The sequence below is a fragment of the candidate division KSB1 bacterium genome (assembly GCA_034506335.1).
In the GTDB taxonomy this organism is placed as follows: Bacteria; Zhuqueibacterota; Zhuqueibacteria; order JANLFK01; family Oleimicrobiaceae; genus Oleimicrobium.
In genome coordinates this window covers 1-14,298 of record JAPDPR010000036.1, presented here as the reverse complement: position 1 = coordinate 14,298, position 14,298 = coordinate 1, and the positions used below count along the sequence as shown (strand labels likewise).

Genomic DNA, 14,298 nt, shown 5'->3' with positions numbered 1-14,298 from the left:
GGCATGGGCCGCAGAGGCAGACCCTGCGATGTTGCGGACGCAGGAGGGTGGCCGTAGGCGGCCTCCTCTTGAAGTGCTCCTGGAAGCCGCCTGGCGCAGGGAACCGCGTGGGGTCCGGGACGTCACCAGGGGCTTCTGCAAGACTCCCTGTCTCTGCGGGTGTCGGGCCGCCGCCACCCAAAGTTGGGAGCGCCAGCCATGGGAGTGCGTAGAGGGGGCCGAACATCGGCATCTTCCAGGCGAAGGATCCGCATCGACATCTTTGCCATCTGCGGAAGGGGGTTACAAAAGAGGTTGCAAGAGATTAGATCGCACCCCCCAGTCCTCGCGGTTGGTGCGACGCCCAGTGATAACGCCTCGTGCAAGCGACGTGTCCAGACGCCAAGGTCGGGGGCGTAAGGGCAAGGCGTGGTGCGATTCTGCAAGGTTCCCCTCTCTCCTCTGTGTGGCGCCAAGGGCATTCTTTCGGAGTCAGTTTGGCGTGATACCGGGAAAAAAATCACTTGACTTTTGGGGCGAAAATGCTTAAATATAACTTGTTGAATGGAATTCAGGCGTTTCTGGGGTCTTTCGCAAGGGGTCCCGCGACCCATCTTTACCGATGACCTTGATGGGTCAACAAAAGTGGCGGCTATCTGTTCAGCCCGGGAGGGAGAGCCAAGAAGGTGGTATGCCCTCGTCATACACTTCTGTTTCACCAGGGGCATCCGCGGGAGGTGCCCCGCACAGCAGTGAAGCGTAGCCCACACCTTATCTCCCCTTTTGTCGGCACTGCATTGACGGTTTCTCTACCCCGACCAAATGGTCTATTGCCCAGCAGAGATTCGCACCACCGATCAGAGGCGCATGCAGGAGAGAGGAGCAAGCAGTCATGGCGAAGTGTACACATCTTTGGCAGATGGCACATGTCCGCTTCGGGCTGATTGCGTTCGAAAAGTGTTTCCACTGTGGCATGGTGAGGACGTACTTCTCTCCTGAGGATGCCCTCCCTCTGGGCGAGGAGTACCGCGAGGAGGAGCACTTTTGGAGCCGCGTGGAGACGGCCCAGTCTTTTCGGTTCGACCTGGAGTGCAGTCGGTGCGGCCAGGTGGAGGACTTTTCGCAGCTCATGGGGTTGATGCACTGCACGGGCTGCCTGAGCGATTGCCCGGTGGAGCAGCAGCGCAAGACCTTGGAGCGACAGAGGACTTGGCTGGTGGTGGCCTTCGGCTTTCTGCCCCAGGCCATGCACACCCCCATCCCCGAGCACAAGATAGCCATTCTCACCGATTACTTCAACCAGCGGCGCGACACCTCGCGTTCACGCATTAAGGTTGTTCCTTTCAACCTGATCCCAGATCTCGCGCGGTGTACGGGCGAGTTCCTCCATGACGTGGGCATGTTGTCCCAGGAACCCCCGGGAGCGCGCAAACCCCTCTTCTCATAATGGGATTCGACGAGCCGTGGCCAGGTACGAGGAGGAATTGGCATGACCACGAAAGAGCTGATGGAGAAGCTTCAGTTGAAAGCGCTGAGCACCTTCGACCATCGCGAGGTCAAGGGGGTATTCATTTCCGACATGGTGAGCGACGTGATGGCCTCTGCCCGCCCAGGCGACTTGTGGTTGACGGTGCAGACTCACAAGAGCATCATTCCGGCGGCCAACCTGGTGGACGTGGCGGCGGTGGTGGTCACCAGTGGTAAGGAGGTTCCACAGGACACAGTGGAGCTTGCCAGTAAGTTCGGTATCCCGATCCTCTGGTCTGGTCTGTCGACGTACGCCCTTGCGGGCAAGCTTTATGAGCTGGGGTTGCGCACGCCTTAGAGGCTTGGGGCCTCGGCGTGCGGTGATGCGGTGTAGCGGCGGCCGAGACACTCATGCTCCTGGTTCGCCACGTCAAAGATGCCCTTGACGCAACGGTGTTAGCCGGAGGCGACAAGTTGGATACGCCGTTTCGGTACGTGTACGCATCCGATCTCATGAGCGATGTACTGGCCTTCGGTCAGCCCAACTCCCTCCTGCTCACGGGCCTGGCCACACAGCAGGCGGTGGTCTCCGCCTTGATGGCGGAATTCGTCGGGGTCGTGTTTTTACGCGGCAAGAGACCCAAAGATGGGTGCGAGCAGTTCGCGGTTGCCCATGGACTGGTGCTGCTGAGCGCTAGCCTGGACATGTACGAGGCATGTGTACGGTTGGACTCGCTGCAGCGCGGTGAGGCCTCTCGCAATGTCTCGGCCAGCCAGGCGACGCCCGCCGAGGCGCATTACCTCACACGCGACTTCTCGGTGACAGGGGGAGATTTTGTCAATGCGGGGCTGGTCTCCACCGAGATCAAGTCGCTGCTCAAGACCATCGGCTTTGACCCGACGTTGATTCGCAGGGTGGCCATCGCCACCTATGAGGGGGAGATGAACGTGGTCATGCATGCCCGGCGCGGCACGGTTCAACTGTTGGTGAACCCGCAGGCTATCCTGGTCACCATTACCGACGAGGGGAGCGGAATTCCTGACATCGAGCTGGCGATGCAGGAGGGGTATTCTACCGCCACTGAGGAGATGCGGGCGATGGGGTTCGGCTCAGGGATGGGCCTGCCCAACATGAAGAAGAATGCGGACGACTTTTTCATCACCAGCGAGGTTGGCAAGGGGACGGTTGTGCGCATGAAGTTCATCGTCTGAGGGCGGGGCGACCGTGCAATACTACCACGCGCACAGAGTGGACGAGCAGAAGTGTCGGGGGCATATGGCGTGTATGCGGCGCTGCCCCACCCAGGCGATACGAGTGCGCCATGGACGCGCACAGATCTCGGAAGAGCTGTGCGTGGATTGCGGTTTGTGCCTGTCAGCCTGCCCGGAGGGGGCCGTGGTGCCCATGGCCGATCAGGTGACGGAGATGTCGCGCTTTGCCTATAAGGCGGTGGTGCCGTCCCCGGTTCTTTATGCCCAATTTGGCCCCGATATCCACCCCTACATCGTGCATCTGGCCCTGCGGGAGTTAGGATTTGACGAGGTGGCGGACGTGAGTGCCTCCACCGCAGCGCTGGCGGCTGCCCTGGCAAAATACTTGGAGACCTATCAGGGGCGGCGCCCCTTGATTTCTTCTCACTGCCCCTCCACGCTGCGCCTCATTCAGGTGAAATATCCGGACTTGGTGGAGCTCATTGTGCCCTTGGACGTGCCGCGCGAGGTGACGGCACGCGAGCTGCGGCGGAGCCTGCCGGCAAAGTTGGGCTTGGCACCCGAGCAGGTGGGCATCATTTACCTCGCGCCGTGTCCGGCTAAGATCGTCTCCATCAAGCAACCCGCCGAGAAGGAGAAATCGTACTTTGACGGAGCCGTCGCCATTCGCGATGTGTACCCGGTGCTCTTACCCCACGTGGTGGCGGCAAAGAGGCGATTTGCCGAGTCGCAAGTGCCGGGGGATTATACCTTCGATCCGGGGTGGGCCACCACCGGGGCCTTGACCAGATTTGCCTCTTCGGCCAATTGGCTGGCGGTGGCCGGCATTGACCAGGTGATGCGCATCTTTGACGACATCGAGAACTCCAAGTTGCGCAACGTCGACTTTGTCGAGGCTATGGCGTGCATGATGGGCTGCATCGGGGGGCCCTTTGTGGTGGAAAACCCCTATGTGGCGCGGGCCACCATCGAGCGTCAACGCGAGCGCTACGTGCGCCAGTGCGACGTGGACTTCGCCGAAATCGAACGCCGGCTTCGGCAGCGCTATTACTTCTTTGAGCACCCCATCTTGCCGCGGCCGACGCGCTACTTCGACACCGACATCGAAACATCCATCAAGCGCATCAAGGAGCGGGAGCGCGTCTATCAGAAGCTCCGCCAGATCGACTGCGGCTGTTGTGGCGCCCCCACCTGCCTGGCCTTCGCAGAGGACTTTGTCCGGGGCGAGGCGGAGTTGACCGACTGCATCTTCTTGCGACAACAGGAAACGCGAGTGCCCAGTTGAGGAGGAACAGTGGAAGCTGCTGAAGATGTTTTTGCCGGATGCGTAGGTGGGGAGGGTGAGCTCATCCCCATCTTGCAACGGGTCCAACAAAAAGAAGGCTATATCTCGGAAAAGAGCGTGCGGCAGATTGCGCGTTTTCTGAAAGTCTCGGAAAACCAGGTTTATGGAGTTGCGTCTTTCTATTCGCAGTTCAGGTTTGTAGCACCAGGGCGGCACTCCATTCGTGTCTGCTTGGGCACTGCCTGCCACGTGCGCGGTGGGCAGATTCTGCTGGAAGCAGTGCAGCGGGAGGTGGGGGTTGCCCCAGGGCAGACCTCGGCAGATGGTCGCTTCGACCTGCAGAGGGTGGCCTGCTTGGGGTGCTGCGCCTTGGCTCCGGTGGTACAGGTGGACGAGGACATTCACAGCAGGGTGACGGTGCTTGGGCTGAAGGAGATACTCCGTGCCTACGAGTAGATTTGGTGAGCTTCGCGAGCGAGCCCTCCAGGCATGGCAGGCCTTGCAGCGGAATGAGGTGCCGGTTATCTACATTGGCATGGCCTCGTGCGGCAGGGCAGCGGGCGCAGGCGAGGTGCTGGCGGCCGTAAAGCAGGCGCTCAACGATGAAAAGCTCCAGGCGCGCCTCGTTCAAACTGGCTGCATCGGGCCCTGCTACCTGGAGCCACTCCTGGATGTGCAGCTGCCTGGCCAAGCGCGTGTGAGCTATGGCAATGTGACTCCGGAGATGGCCAAGCGGATTGTGGTTCAAGGGTTGCGCACGGGCCAGCTCCCTTCCCACCACGCGGTGGGACATTTCGGCGACGGTGAGGCCCCGGTTTCACCATCGCTCCCTCGGTTCTTTGACCTCCCCATGCTCAAGCCCCAGGTGCGCATCGTGTTGAAAAACTGCGGTTTCATCGATCCCGACGACATCGAACACTATCTGGCCAACGATGGTTACGCAGGGCTGATGCGCGCGTTCGAAATGGGGCCGGAGGGGGTGTTGCGGGAGGTCAAAGAGGCGGGCTTGCGCGGGAGGGGCGGAGCAGGGTTCCCCACCTACAAGAAGTGGGAGGTTTGCAGGAACAGCCCCGGAAAGGTCAAATACCTCATCTGCAACGCCGACGAAGGGGATCCCGGTGCATTCATGAACCGCTCGTTGCTGGAAAGTGACCCTCACGCTGTCTTGGAAGGGATGGTGATTGCCGCCTACGCCATCGGCGCCACGCAGGGGTACATCTACATCCGGGCCGAGTACCCCCTTGCCGTGCGGCGCTTGCGCCATGCCCTCGCCCAGATGCGGGCCTCGGGGTTTCTCGGCACCGACATTCAAGGGTCGGGCTTTAGCTTCGACATCACGGTCAAGGAGGGGGCGGGGGCGTTTGTCTGCGGTGAGGAGACGGCATTGATCGCCTCCATCGAGGGGAAGAGGGGTATGCCCCGATCGCGGCCACCCTACCCGGCGGTGAGCGGCCTGCACGGCATGCCCACCATCATCAACAACGTGGAAACGCTCGGCACGCTGCCCCACATCATGCGCAACGGCGCCGCCTGGTACCGCCAGTATGGGACCGAAGGGAATTACGGCACCAAGACATTTTCCCTGGTGGGAAAGGTGCGGCGTTCGGGGCTGATCGAGGTGCCTTTGGGGACCACTCTGCGGCGCATCATCTTTGACATTGGCGGAGGCACGCGCAAGCCGTTCAAGGCGGTGCAGACCGGTGGCCCCTCCGGCGGCTGCCTTTCGGCCGAATTCCTGGATACACCCATCGACTACGAGTCCCTTACCGCGGCCGGCTCCATCATGGGCTCCGGTGGGCTCATCGTCATGGACGAGGATACCTGCGTGGTGGATGTGGCGCGCTACTTCCTGGATTTCACCCAGAAAGAGTCGTGCGGTAAGTGCTCGCCGTGCCGAGTTGGTTCACGCCACCTGGTGGAGATTCTCGAGCGCATTGTGGCGGGAAGGGGCGAGCCAGAGGACCTGACACGGTTGGAGGCCCTGGGGGAGACGATCAGGCGCGGTTCGCTGTGTGGCCTGGGGCAGACGGCTCCCAACCCGGTGCTGACCACCCTGCGCTATTTCCGCCAAGAGTACCTGGCCCATGTGAAGGAGAAATACTGCCCGGCTACGGTGTGCCGCGAATTGATTGAATACAGAGTCATTCCGGAAAAGTGCACTGGCTGCCAGCGGTGCGTGAGTGTGTGTCCCACCGGGGCCATTACCGGGCCCCGTGCCGAGCCGCATAACCTGGACCCGAGCAAGTGTATCAAGTGCCGAGCCTGCTACGAAATCTGTCGCTTCGACGCCATAGCAGGCGATGCCATCATCATCAGATCGCGACGGAAAATGAGCGATGAGCACGCGCACAGACAAGAGCTGCGTTAGCATTCGCATCGACAATCAGCCGGTGCAAGCACCGCGGGGCTGGACCATCTTGCAGGCCGCGCAACGGCACGGCATCTACATCCCAACGTTGTGCGCCCACCAGGACCTGGCGCCATTTGGGGGCTGTCGCCTCTGTATCGTGGAGGTGGAGGGTATGCGCGGTTTCCCCACCGCCTGCACGACCCCTGTGGAGCAGGGGATGGTGGTCAGGACGCATACGGTGCAGCTGCAGCAGATGCGCACCGAAATCTTACGGCTGATCTTGAGCGAGCACCCGGCAAGTTGTTTGGTCTGCGAGGAGCAGCAGGAGTGCCAGCAGTACATGCATACGATCCGCAAGGTGGGCGTGACCACCGGATGCCGGTTCTGCCCTAGCGATGGGCGGTGCGAGCTGCAGGATGTGGTGCGCTACCTGGGTGTGCGCGAAATTGGCTATCCGGTCTACTACCGGGGGCTGCGCGTGGAGAAAGAGGATCCCTTCTACGATCGCGACTACAATCTCTGCATCCTGTGCGGTCGGTGCGTTCGCGTCTGTCAGGATGTGCGTTTGGCCAACACCCTGTCGTTTAAGCAGCGTGGCAGGTACACAGTGATCGGTCCCGCATTCCAGCGCACGCACTTGGAGGCAGGGTGCGAGTTTTGTGGGGCCTGCGTGGAGGTCTGCCCCACCGGTGCCTTGGCCGAGAAGGCAAGGAAGTGGGTGGGGAGAGCGGAGCGCACGGTGCTCACGACGTGTGCCCTCTGTGGTCTGGGCTGCCAGCTGCGGCTGGAAGTGAAGGGGCCAGAGGTGATCGGCACCCTGCCGGGCGAGGATGCTGCGGTCAACGCGGGGCAACTGTGCGTCAAGGGTCGCTTCTGTGTGACTGAACTGGTCAACACTCCCCTGCGCACCCGGGTGCCCTTGCTGCGACGGGACGGCGCCTATGTGGAATCTGATTGGGAGGAGGCCTTACGGGAGGTCGGCGAGCGGCTGGCTGTGTGCCCCCCGGAAGAGTTCGGCATGCTTGTCTCCGCCAACGCCACAAATGAGGAGCTCTACGTCGCCTACAAGTTTGCCTGCGAAGTGATGAACTCCCCCCAGGTGGAGAGTTCCGCGTCCCTTTTCTACGGCAAGGTACTGCCTTCCTACTTGCGGCTGTTGGAACAGGCGGTGCCACTGGCGGAGCTCCGCCGCGCGGACGTGATTGTGTGTGTGGTGGCCGATACCCGCTTTGGGATGTCGGTGGTGGGAGTCGAGCTGCGCAGAGCAAAGCGGTCCGGCGCTCACCTGCTCACCGTGCACCCTGATGAACACAACCTCTCGTGGGTGGCGGACCTCTGGCTGCAGCCGAGCCCGGGCAAGGAGGCTGAGATGCTGCGCGAGGTGGCGAGCCTGGTGCGTGGGGCGGCTGGGCAAGCGCCCGTTTCAGATGCCAGAGGCCAGGCCGCTCACCTCATCGCCACGGCAAGACGCCCGGTGATGGTGTTGGGGCCGGAGTTCATGGCAAGCCCGCATGCATTGGAAATCCTTGCCGCGGTGGAGGAGCTGGTGCGGGCCTCCGGTGGCGGGGTGCTCCCTTTGCCTGTATACAGCAACTTCTTGGGGGCCATGCTGCTGCGGGTGCTTTATGCGCGGGGCCCAACACGTGAAGCGCCTGCGGCCGGTTGGCTCACCGATGCGATGGCCGAAGCCAGACGTTTCAAGGTGCTCTATCTGGTGGGCGAGGTCGTCGACGACCCACATCGCTGGGCGGATTATGTCATCTATCAGCACTGTTATCAGCCCCGGGCGGCGAACTTAGTGGATGTGGTCCTTCCGGCGGCGGCCTTCACTGAGGTGGATGGGACGTTTTTGAGCGGCGAGGGGAGGCTGCGGCGGGTGCGTAAGGCCGTGGCGCCGCCCGGTGAAGCCCTGGCCGGCTGGGAGATCATCGCGCGCCTTGCCCGGCAGATGGCCCGCCCGGGCTTCGACTATCGGACGGTGCGCCAGGTGGAGCAGGAATTACGCTCTGTTTGGGCACAGAGCAGGATGGCTGCCCCATGCAGGCGCGCGCAGCGCTGGCCCTGGTCGGCCATGGTGCCGCCGGTTGCCGGTCTCGTGCCCGCATCCCATGCCGACTCCTTTGCGGTCTACGTCCACATGCACCCCCACAGTTACGGGGGCTTCCCGCTGAGCGAGTTTGTCGAGGGAGCACGGCGCATCTTTGCGTCGGCGCAGGCAGTTTTTCACCCTGAAGACGCGCGTGCTCTTGGGCTTTCACATGGCCAGCTGGTGGAGCTTGCTGGCAATGGCTTCCAATGGGTCGGAACGGCTGCGGTGAGGGCTGGCCAACCGCGAGGGGTGGCTTCCGTAGAGCTGGCCGGCCACGCGTTACCGAGTGGGCTCTACGGTCCGGTTACGGTGAGGGTCAACCATGGCTGAGTTGCGCGCAACGGAGATGATTGTGCCTAATATGCACCTGCTGACCATCCACGCGCCGGAGGTGGCAAAGGCACTACGTCCGGGCCAATTCGTCATCGTGCGGGCCGAGGAGGAGGGTGAACGGATTCCGCTCTCGGTCTCCGACTGGGATCCCGCTGAAGGCACGCTCTCCATTGTCTTCATGAACGTCGGTGGGACCACAAACACCTTAGCAAAGCTTCCCGCAGGGAGCAGGCTCCCCACAGTGGTTGGCCCTCTGGGGAAGCCCACCGAGATCGACCACTTCGGCACGGTGCTCTGCGTCGGCGGGTGCTACGGCATCGGCAGCCTCTACCCCCTTGCCCGGGCTCTCAAGCTGGCCGGCAACAAGGTCATCGTGGCCATTGAGGCCAGAAGTAGCTTTCTCCTGTTCTGGGAGGAGCGCCTGGCACAGGTGAGCGACCAACTCCATGTGATTACCCGCGACGGTAGCAAGGGCCTAAGGGGGCATGTGGGGAGGTTGCCAGAAATCATCGCCGGCTGTCAACCTGTGCACCGCATCATCACCAACGGCTGTACCTACCTGCTCAAGCGGGTGAGCGATGTCAGTCGCCCGCTGGGGATCAAGACGGTGGTGAGCCTCAACCCCATCATGATCGATGGCACGGGAATGTGCGGCGTGTGTCGTGTCACTGTAGGCGCCAGCACCCAGTTTGCCTGCGTGGACGGCCCGGATTTTGACGGGCACCAAGTTGATTGGGCCGAGCTTCTGCAGCGCCGGATGCAGTATGTAAGAGAGGAGATGCGGGTCTACCGCAGCTCAAGGGGTGAAGAGGCAGTCATCTGTCAGGGACACGGGCATGACTGAGCCAGGGAAGAAGAAACTCGACTTGCGGCGGCGGGAAATGCCGAAGCAGCCGCCTGAGGTGCGGAGACGCAACTTTAGCGAAGTGGCGTTGGGCTATCCGGTGGAGACGGCGGTGGAGGAGGCGCAGCGCTGCCTCAACTGTCCCAAACCCTCCTGCATCGGTGGCTGCCCGGTCGAGATCGACATACCCAAGTTCATCCAGTGCATCGCAGCACGAGATTTTGTCGCCGGCATTCGTGTCATCAAGGAGAAGAATTGCCTGCCCGCGGTCTGCGGGCGCGTGTGCCCCCAGGAGGAACAGTGCGAGGAGGCGTGCGTGCTGAAGAAGCGCGGAGGCCAGGTGGCCATCGGCAGACTGGAGCGCTTCCTGGCCGACTGGGAGGCCGCGCAGGGGGAAGTGGAGATGCCGACGCTGCCGCCTCCTACCGGTCGGAAAGTGGCAGTGGTCGGAGGGGGACCAGCAGGGCTGACAGTGGCCGGCGACCTCATCAGACTGGGCCACGCCGTCACCATCTTCGAGGCACTGCACAAGATGGGTGGGGTACTGGTCTATGGCATCCCCGAGTTCCGCCTGCCAAAGGCCATAGTCCACCGCGAGGTGGAATACCTCCGACGCTTGGGCGTGCAGATCGTGACCGACTTTGTCGTGGGCAAGACCCGCACGGTCGATAGTCTCCTGGAGGAGTACGACGCGGTCTTTATCGGCTCCGGTGCCGGTCTGCCCTGGTTCATGCAGATTCCGGGCGAGAACCTCAACGGCGTCTACTCTGCCAACGAGTACCTCACGCGCATGAATCTGATGAAGGGGTTTCTCTTCCCGCAGTATCACACGCCGATCAAGGAGCACCGGCGCGTGGCGGTCATTGGGGGTGGTAACGTGGCCATGGACTGCGCGCGCACAGCGCTTCGCCTCGGCGCGGAGGTGCGCGTCGTCTACCGACGCTCGCGCGAGGAACTCCCAGCCAGGGAAGAGGAGATCGAAAACGCCGAGGAAGAGGGCGTGGTCTTTGACTTCCTCACCCTGCCAGTGCGCTACATTGGGGACGGAAACGGCTGGGTCAAGGAGATGGAGTGCCTCAAGATGAAACTGGGCGAGCCGGATGCATCCGGACGCAGGCGGCCTATCCCCATCGAAGGGTCTGAGTACCGCATGGCTGTGGACGCAGTGATCTGTGCCATCGGCAACAGCCCCAACCCTCTGATTGCCTCCACCACACCGGGCCTGGAGGTACGCAAGAACGGCACCATCGTGGTGGACGAAGAGACGGGCAAGACCTCGCGCGAGCGCGTCTGGGCAGGCGGCGACGTGGTCACCGGGGCGGCCACCGTCATCTTGGCCATGGGTGCCGGGCGCAAGGCCGCCCGTTCCATTCACCAGTATCTCTGCTCGCTGTGAGCGGGCGCAGAGGTGGCTCTATCGCAGTAGGCCCGTCACGATCATGATGGCGCCACTGGCGAAGACACCGGTCAGAAAGGCCAGGTAGGCAAGGCGCACAAACCGGTACTTTTTGTTCGCCAAGAACCGCCCCAACGTATACAGCTCCCGCACCTGCATCTCGTACGACCGCGAGGGGTCGTTCATCATCTCCTCCATGGCCTTCAGGTATTCCGCATAGTCCAATTGTAGGTAGTCGCTGAAAAAGAGCAGGTTGAAGTTGGGGTCGCGCACATCTGGGGTGCGGCGGCGCCTGATGACCAAGGAGACCTTCGGCATCACCGTGTAGACGGCGAAGGCCATGGTCAGCAGGCAGAAGAAGATCAGAATCAACGCCGCGGCACGCGTCTCGGGCGCACCCACGTGACGCACCGTCAGCGTGAGCACGACCGAAGAGAGAGTCATCAAAATGTTCGCCTTGAGGTCGGCCATCGAGCTCAAGGCGACGTGGTGCTCCCGCGTCTGTTTCAACATGTGATCCAGATGGGGACCCGGCTGTTGGATGTTCATTGCGCCCCTCCTCATAGTTTGTCTTCTTGGCTGTAAGGCTGTTGCGCCCCGGCAGAGCCGCTGCGACCGGCCGTGGCATGCTCGGCAAAGTTTAGGAATTTCGGGGGAAATAGGCAAGGGGAAAAGCGAGGCCAGGGCAGGCGTGGTCCCTGTTCCAGGAAAAAGCGGTCTAGGGGAGAAGGTTGATGTTTCTGACCCCTAGACCGCGCTAGCATTCCCTCTCAGAAGGGGAAATCCACACCCATGCCCAGGGCCAGGGTCTCGTTGAGTGCGGGCAAGACCCGGTCTTGCGGCGTGTTTGTTCTCTCGGTGAACAACTTCAGCGCCACGGACGTCAGCGAGGAACGGACGCCGAGGCGCAGCCACGCAGGTTGATCACCCAAGGATAGCCATCGCGCCAGTGGCAGCCGGAATGCTGCGCCCGCCCCCACATGGCTCACGACCCGGAAAGGCGCAAAATAGTCGCGATCGGTTTGGAGCGCATCTGCACGCTGGAGCACACCGGCATTCAGGCGGACAGGGAGCCACGGCAAGGGTATGTCCAGGTAAGCGCCGACGTAGGCCGAGGTCAGGTCGGGATAGTCCTGCGCTGCCTCTAGTCCACCAAACACCCCGAGCACGAAGAGATGCAAACCCGCGGCAACCGAATGGTAGCCCCGCAGCCGGAGTCCACCCTCACTCCGGTATGCTAGGCTGTCCTTCTGAAAATTGGCCAATTCGAGAGTTGCATTCCCAGTGAGCTGGGGCCGATTGGCCCAGCTCAGACTGACCTGGGGCAGGCGCTTATCCGCAGGTGGGCCTGAGCTGCGCCAGGTGGTGAGCAGATACTCGCCCTGAAGTGTGCAGGGGAAGCCCCGCGTGTAGGTCACGCCCAGAGAGAGAGGGCCGAGCGCGACCAGCGCGCCAAGCGAGCCGGCGAAACGATCCCCTTTCAAGTCGACCTTGTACTGCGCGCGCAAAGGGTCGTCTTGGACGCTGAAGGTGCCTTGCAGCGTGCCCCACCAGGGTTGGTTCGTCAGCGGGTCGATGCCGCCCGGGGTGCCGGTCACCTCGCCACGTGCGGACATGTGACTGAGGAAGCTGGCGGGTGGATTGTTACTCCGCAAGCGATAGTACGTGAGCCCCACACCGACGGTGAGAGGACGTCTGGTGTAGGACACCGCCGCCACTACCGGAAGGGCAGCGAGCGACAACTCCGCGGGTCCACCGGCGAAGGAAGCGTCCACTGTGGTGTGGACATGCCAGCGGACCGGAATCTCCTCCACCGGAAGGTCGGGCACCATCTGCCGGGTAATGGGCGTGTCCACGTCGAAGTGCGTGTCCAGCCGGAACGAGCCACCCGCTTCTATGCTCAACCCGCCCCGTCGCGGCTGATAGAGCGCCACGCCAAAGCGCCAGCGGCGGTACTGTTGGGCAAAGCCTATAGCGGCCAGCCCGCCCATCTCCTTCAAGGCCAAACTCGCGTGCACATCGACTGCTCCGTAGACCAAGGAGCTGTCGCTCACCCGGACGGTAAAACTCCCTTCTGACCTCTGGGGTAGACCGAAGGCCAAACCAACCTGCCGCCCCCGCACAGCCGAGAGCGCCGCGGGGTTGGCCATAATGCCAATCACGCCCTGTCCCCGTGCCGGATTGAGATAGCCCGGATTGAGGAACATCAGACACGCTTCGGTCACTGTCCCTTGGTAGGAGCCAGAGGCCTCCTGTGCTGCGACCTGTCCTGACGCAAGGGCGAGTCCCAGGGCCGCAATAATTCGCACGCAGATCCCTGTGGCCGACGAACTGAGAGGATTTGTGCGCATGGCATTCTCCTTTTGGCGGACGTGTGGCATGCTGCAGGACCTGGCCCACGTGCATGGCTGGAGGAAAATCCTCCACAAAGCCCGCCGCGTGGCCGGGAACTGAGCGCCAGAAGCCTCTTATCGGTACGCGACTGCGGTCACAATTGATTGGAAACGCTAAGTGTATGTATCTGAGCCGCCGATATCCGTGTGCCGCCGTTGCGCCTTTTTCAAGAACAATGCCAGAACCCGGAGAGAGCTCACGAGAGTTTTACCTTCAGCTCCGAGTGTTGTTCCCGTAGTCCGGAAGAATTTTTTGCCAGGGTGCGCCCATGCACCCGATGTTGGCCCCCAAAGCCGTGCTGCCACAAACACGCGTGAGGTGGAAACGGAGGCGCGTCCTGGCAGTTCGAAGGTGCTGCGCCGCCCGGGAGCCGGCCATTGAGCACGCCAAGCCTGGTGGCAGGGTGACTGGGCGTGATGGTCCTCATGGCGCCGCGGCAGTAAAGATCATCGCCCCTGCGGGCGAGCAAAGCCGAAAACGGTCCGGGTCGGGCCTGACGAGTCTGCTTGGTTCGGCACACCAGGCGGGGCGTTACCAGGTCCGCGGCGAAAAGAATGCCTGTGGAATCCCCCGCTTTCTGCTAGGGCGGTTGGCAGCAGACAAGCGCAGTCGTCTGCGCGGGGCTACGACGCCGCAGAAAACGCTTGACTGGCCGTGGACAAATTACTATCTTGCGACAGAGGGGGTGGAACCAGCAACAAAACCACGGAGGTGCATATGAGGCGGACGTTGCTCGCAGTCCTAATGGTCGGCCTGGTGTCGACACTGAGTGCGCAGCGTGGCGCACCGCTTAGGGTATTTGTCTCGGTGGACATGGAGGGAATCAGCGGCGTGGTCAACTGGGAAGAAGTGGACAGAAGCGGCAAGGACTATGACTACTTTCGCCGGCTCATGACCAAGGAGGCCAGTGCGGCGGTGGAGGGCGCCCTCGCCGCAGGGGCAACCGAGA

Annotated in this window: 12 protein-coding genes; 10 read left to right on the top strand and 2 right to left on the bottom strand. The window is 62.2% G+C overall.

The annotated features are described in order from the left end of the window. Positions 1-871 precede the first annotated feature (871 nt). From ONB25_10725 to gltA, 9 genes are all read left to right on the top strand, one after another. The gene (locus ONB25_10725) at positions 872-1,426 is read left to right on the top strand and encodes a hypothetical protein (protein MDZ7393355.1); all 555 of its coding nucleotides are present in this window, start codon (positions 872-874) and stop codon (positions 1,424-1,426) included. 42 nt (positions 1,427-1,468) lie between these two features. After that, a complete protein-coding gene (locus tag ONB25_10720; GenBank protein MDZ7393354.1) occupies positions 1,469-1,804 on the top strand; it encodes a PucR family transcriptional regulator ligand-binding domain-containing protein in 336 nt (111 codons plus the stop codon). Between the two features lie 461 nt (positions 1,805-2,265). Further along, positions 2,266-2,658: an ATP-binding protein gene (locus tag ONB25_10715; protein MDZ7393353.1), complete on the top strand. Its 393-nt coding sequence runs from the start codon at positions 2,266-2,268 to the stop codon at positions 2,656-2,658. Positions 2,659-2,722: 64 nt separating this feature from the next. Next, positions 2,723-3,943: a 4Fe-4S binding protein gene (locus ONB25_10710; GenBank protein MDZ7393352.1), complete on the top strand. Its 1,221-nt coding sequence runs from the start codon at positions 2,723-2,725 to the stop codon at positions 3,941-3,943. A 9-nt stretch (positions 3,944-3,952) separates the two neighbouring features. After that, a complete protein-coding gene (nuoE, locus tag ONB25_10705; protein MDZ7393351.1) occupies positions 3,953-4,399 on the top strand; it encodes an NADH-quinone oxidoreductase subunit NuoE in 447 nt (148 codons plus the stop codon). A gap of 79 nt (positions 4,400-4,478) precedes the next feature. After that, positions 4,479-6,311: an NADH-quinone oxidoreductase subunit NuoF gene (locus ONB25_10700; protein MDZ7393350.1), complete on the top strand. Its 1,833-nt coding sequence runs from the start codon at positions 4,479-4,481 to the stop codon at positions 6,309-6,311. Further along, on the top strand, positions 6,280-8,712 hold the full coding sequence (locus ONB25_10695) for a molybdopterin-dependent oxidoreductase (protein MDZ7393349.1): 2,433 nt from the start codon (positions 6,280-6,282) through the stop codon (positions 8,710-8,712). The genes ONB25_10700 and ONB25_10695 overlap by 32 nt, the downstream gene beginning before the upstream one ends. Beyond that, positions 8,705-9,559 carry a sulfide/dihydroorotate dehydrogenase-like FAD/NAD-binding protein gene (locus ONB25_10690; protein MDZ7393348.1) on the top strand — a complete coding sequence of 285 codons (855 nt, stop codon included), beginning with the start codon at positions 8,705-8,707 and terminating at the stop codon, positions 9,557-9,559. Before ONB25_10695 ends, ONB25_10690 begins: the two co-directional genes overlap by 8 nt. Continuing rightward, positions 9,552-10,955 (top strand): NADPH-dependent glutamate synthase, encoded by a 1,404-nt coding sequence (gltA, locus tag ONB25_10685; protein ID MDZ7393347.1) that lies wholly within the window; start codon positions 9,552-9,554, stop codon positions 10,953-10,955. The genes ONB25_10690 and gltA overlap by 8 nt, the downstream gene beginning before the upstream one ends. 18 nt (positions 10,956-10,973) lie before the next feature. Here the strand turns inward: gltA and ONB25_10680 are convergent, their stop codons facing one another. Next, the gene (locus ONB25_10680; GenBank protein ID MDZ7393346.1) at positions 10,974-11,504 is read right to left on the bottom strand and encodes a DUF5706 domain-containing protein; all 531 of its coding nucleotides are present in this window, start codon (positions 11,502-11,504) and stop codon (positions 10,974-10,976) included. Between the two features lie 221 nt (positions 11,505-11,725). After that, on the bottom strand, positions 11,726-13,306 hold the full coding sequence (locus ONB25_10675) for a hypothetical protein (protein ID MDZ7393345.1): 1,581 nt from the start codon (positions 13,304-13,306) through the stop codon (positions 11,726-11,728). 760 nt (positions 13,307-14,066) lie between these two features. Between ONB25_10675 and ONB25_10670 the strand changes: the two genes are divergently transcribed. After that, positions 14,067-14,298, top strand: a 232-nt coding sequence (locus ONB25_10670) for a M55 family metallopeptidase (protein ID MDZ7393344.1), incomplete at its 3' end; no start/stop codon positions are given.

Coding starts and splice junctions, on each gene's coding strand:
- ONB25_10695 (MDZ7393349.1), top strand. CDS start 6,280: ATGAGCACGCGCACAGACAAGAGCTGCGTTAGCATTCGCATCGACAAT.
- ONB25_10680 (MDZ7393346.1), bottom strand. CDS start 11,504: ATGAACATCCAACAGCCGGGTCCCCATCTGGATCACATGTTGAAACAG.
- ONB25_10675 (MDZ7393345.1), bottom strand. CDS start 13,306: ATGCGCACAAATCCTCTCAGTTCGTCGGCCACAGGGATCTGCGTGCGA.
- ONB25_10720 (MDZ7393354.1), top strand. CDS start 1,469: ATGACCACGAAAGAGCTGATGGAGAAGCTTCAGTTGAAAGCGCTGAGC.
- ONB25_10700 (MDZ7393350.1), top strand. CDS start 4,479: ATGGCCTCGTGCGGCAGGGCAGCGGGCGCAGGCGAGGTGCTGGCGGCC.
- ONB25_10725 (MDZ7393355.1), top strand. CDS start 872: ATGGCGAAGTGTACACATCTTTGGCAGATGGCACATGTCCGCTTCGGG.
- gltA (MDZ7393347.1), top strand. CDS start 9,552: ATGACTGAGCCAGGGAAGAAGAAACTCGACTTGCGGCGGCGGGAAATG.
- ONB25_10710 (MDZ7393352.1), top strand. CDS start 2,723: ATGGCGTGTATGCGGCGCTGCCCCACCCAGGCGATACGAGTGCGCCAT.
- ONB25_10690 (MDZ7393348.1), top strand. CDS start 8,705: ATGGCTGAGTTGCGCGCAACGGAGATGATTGTGCCTAATATGCACCTG.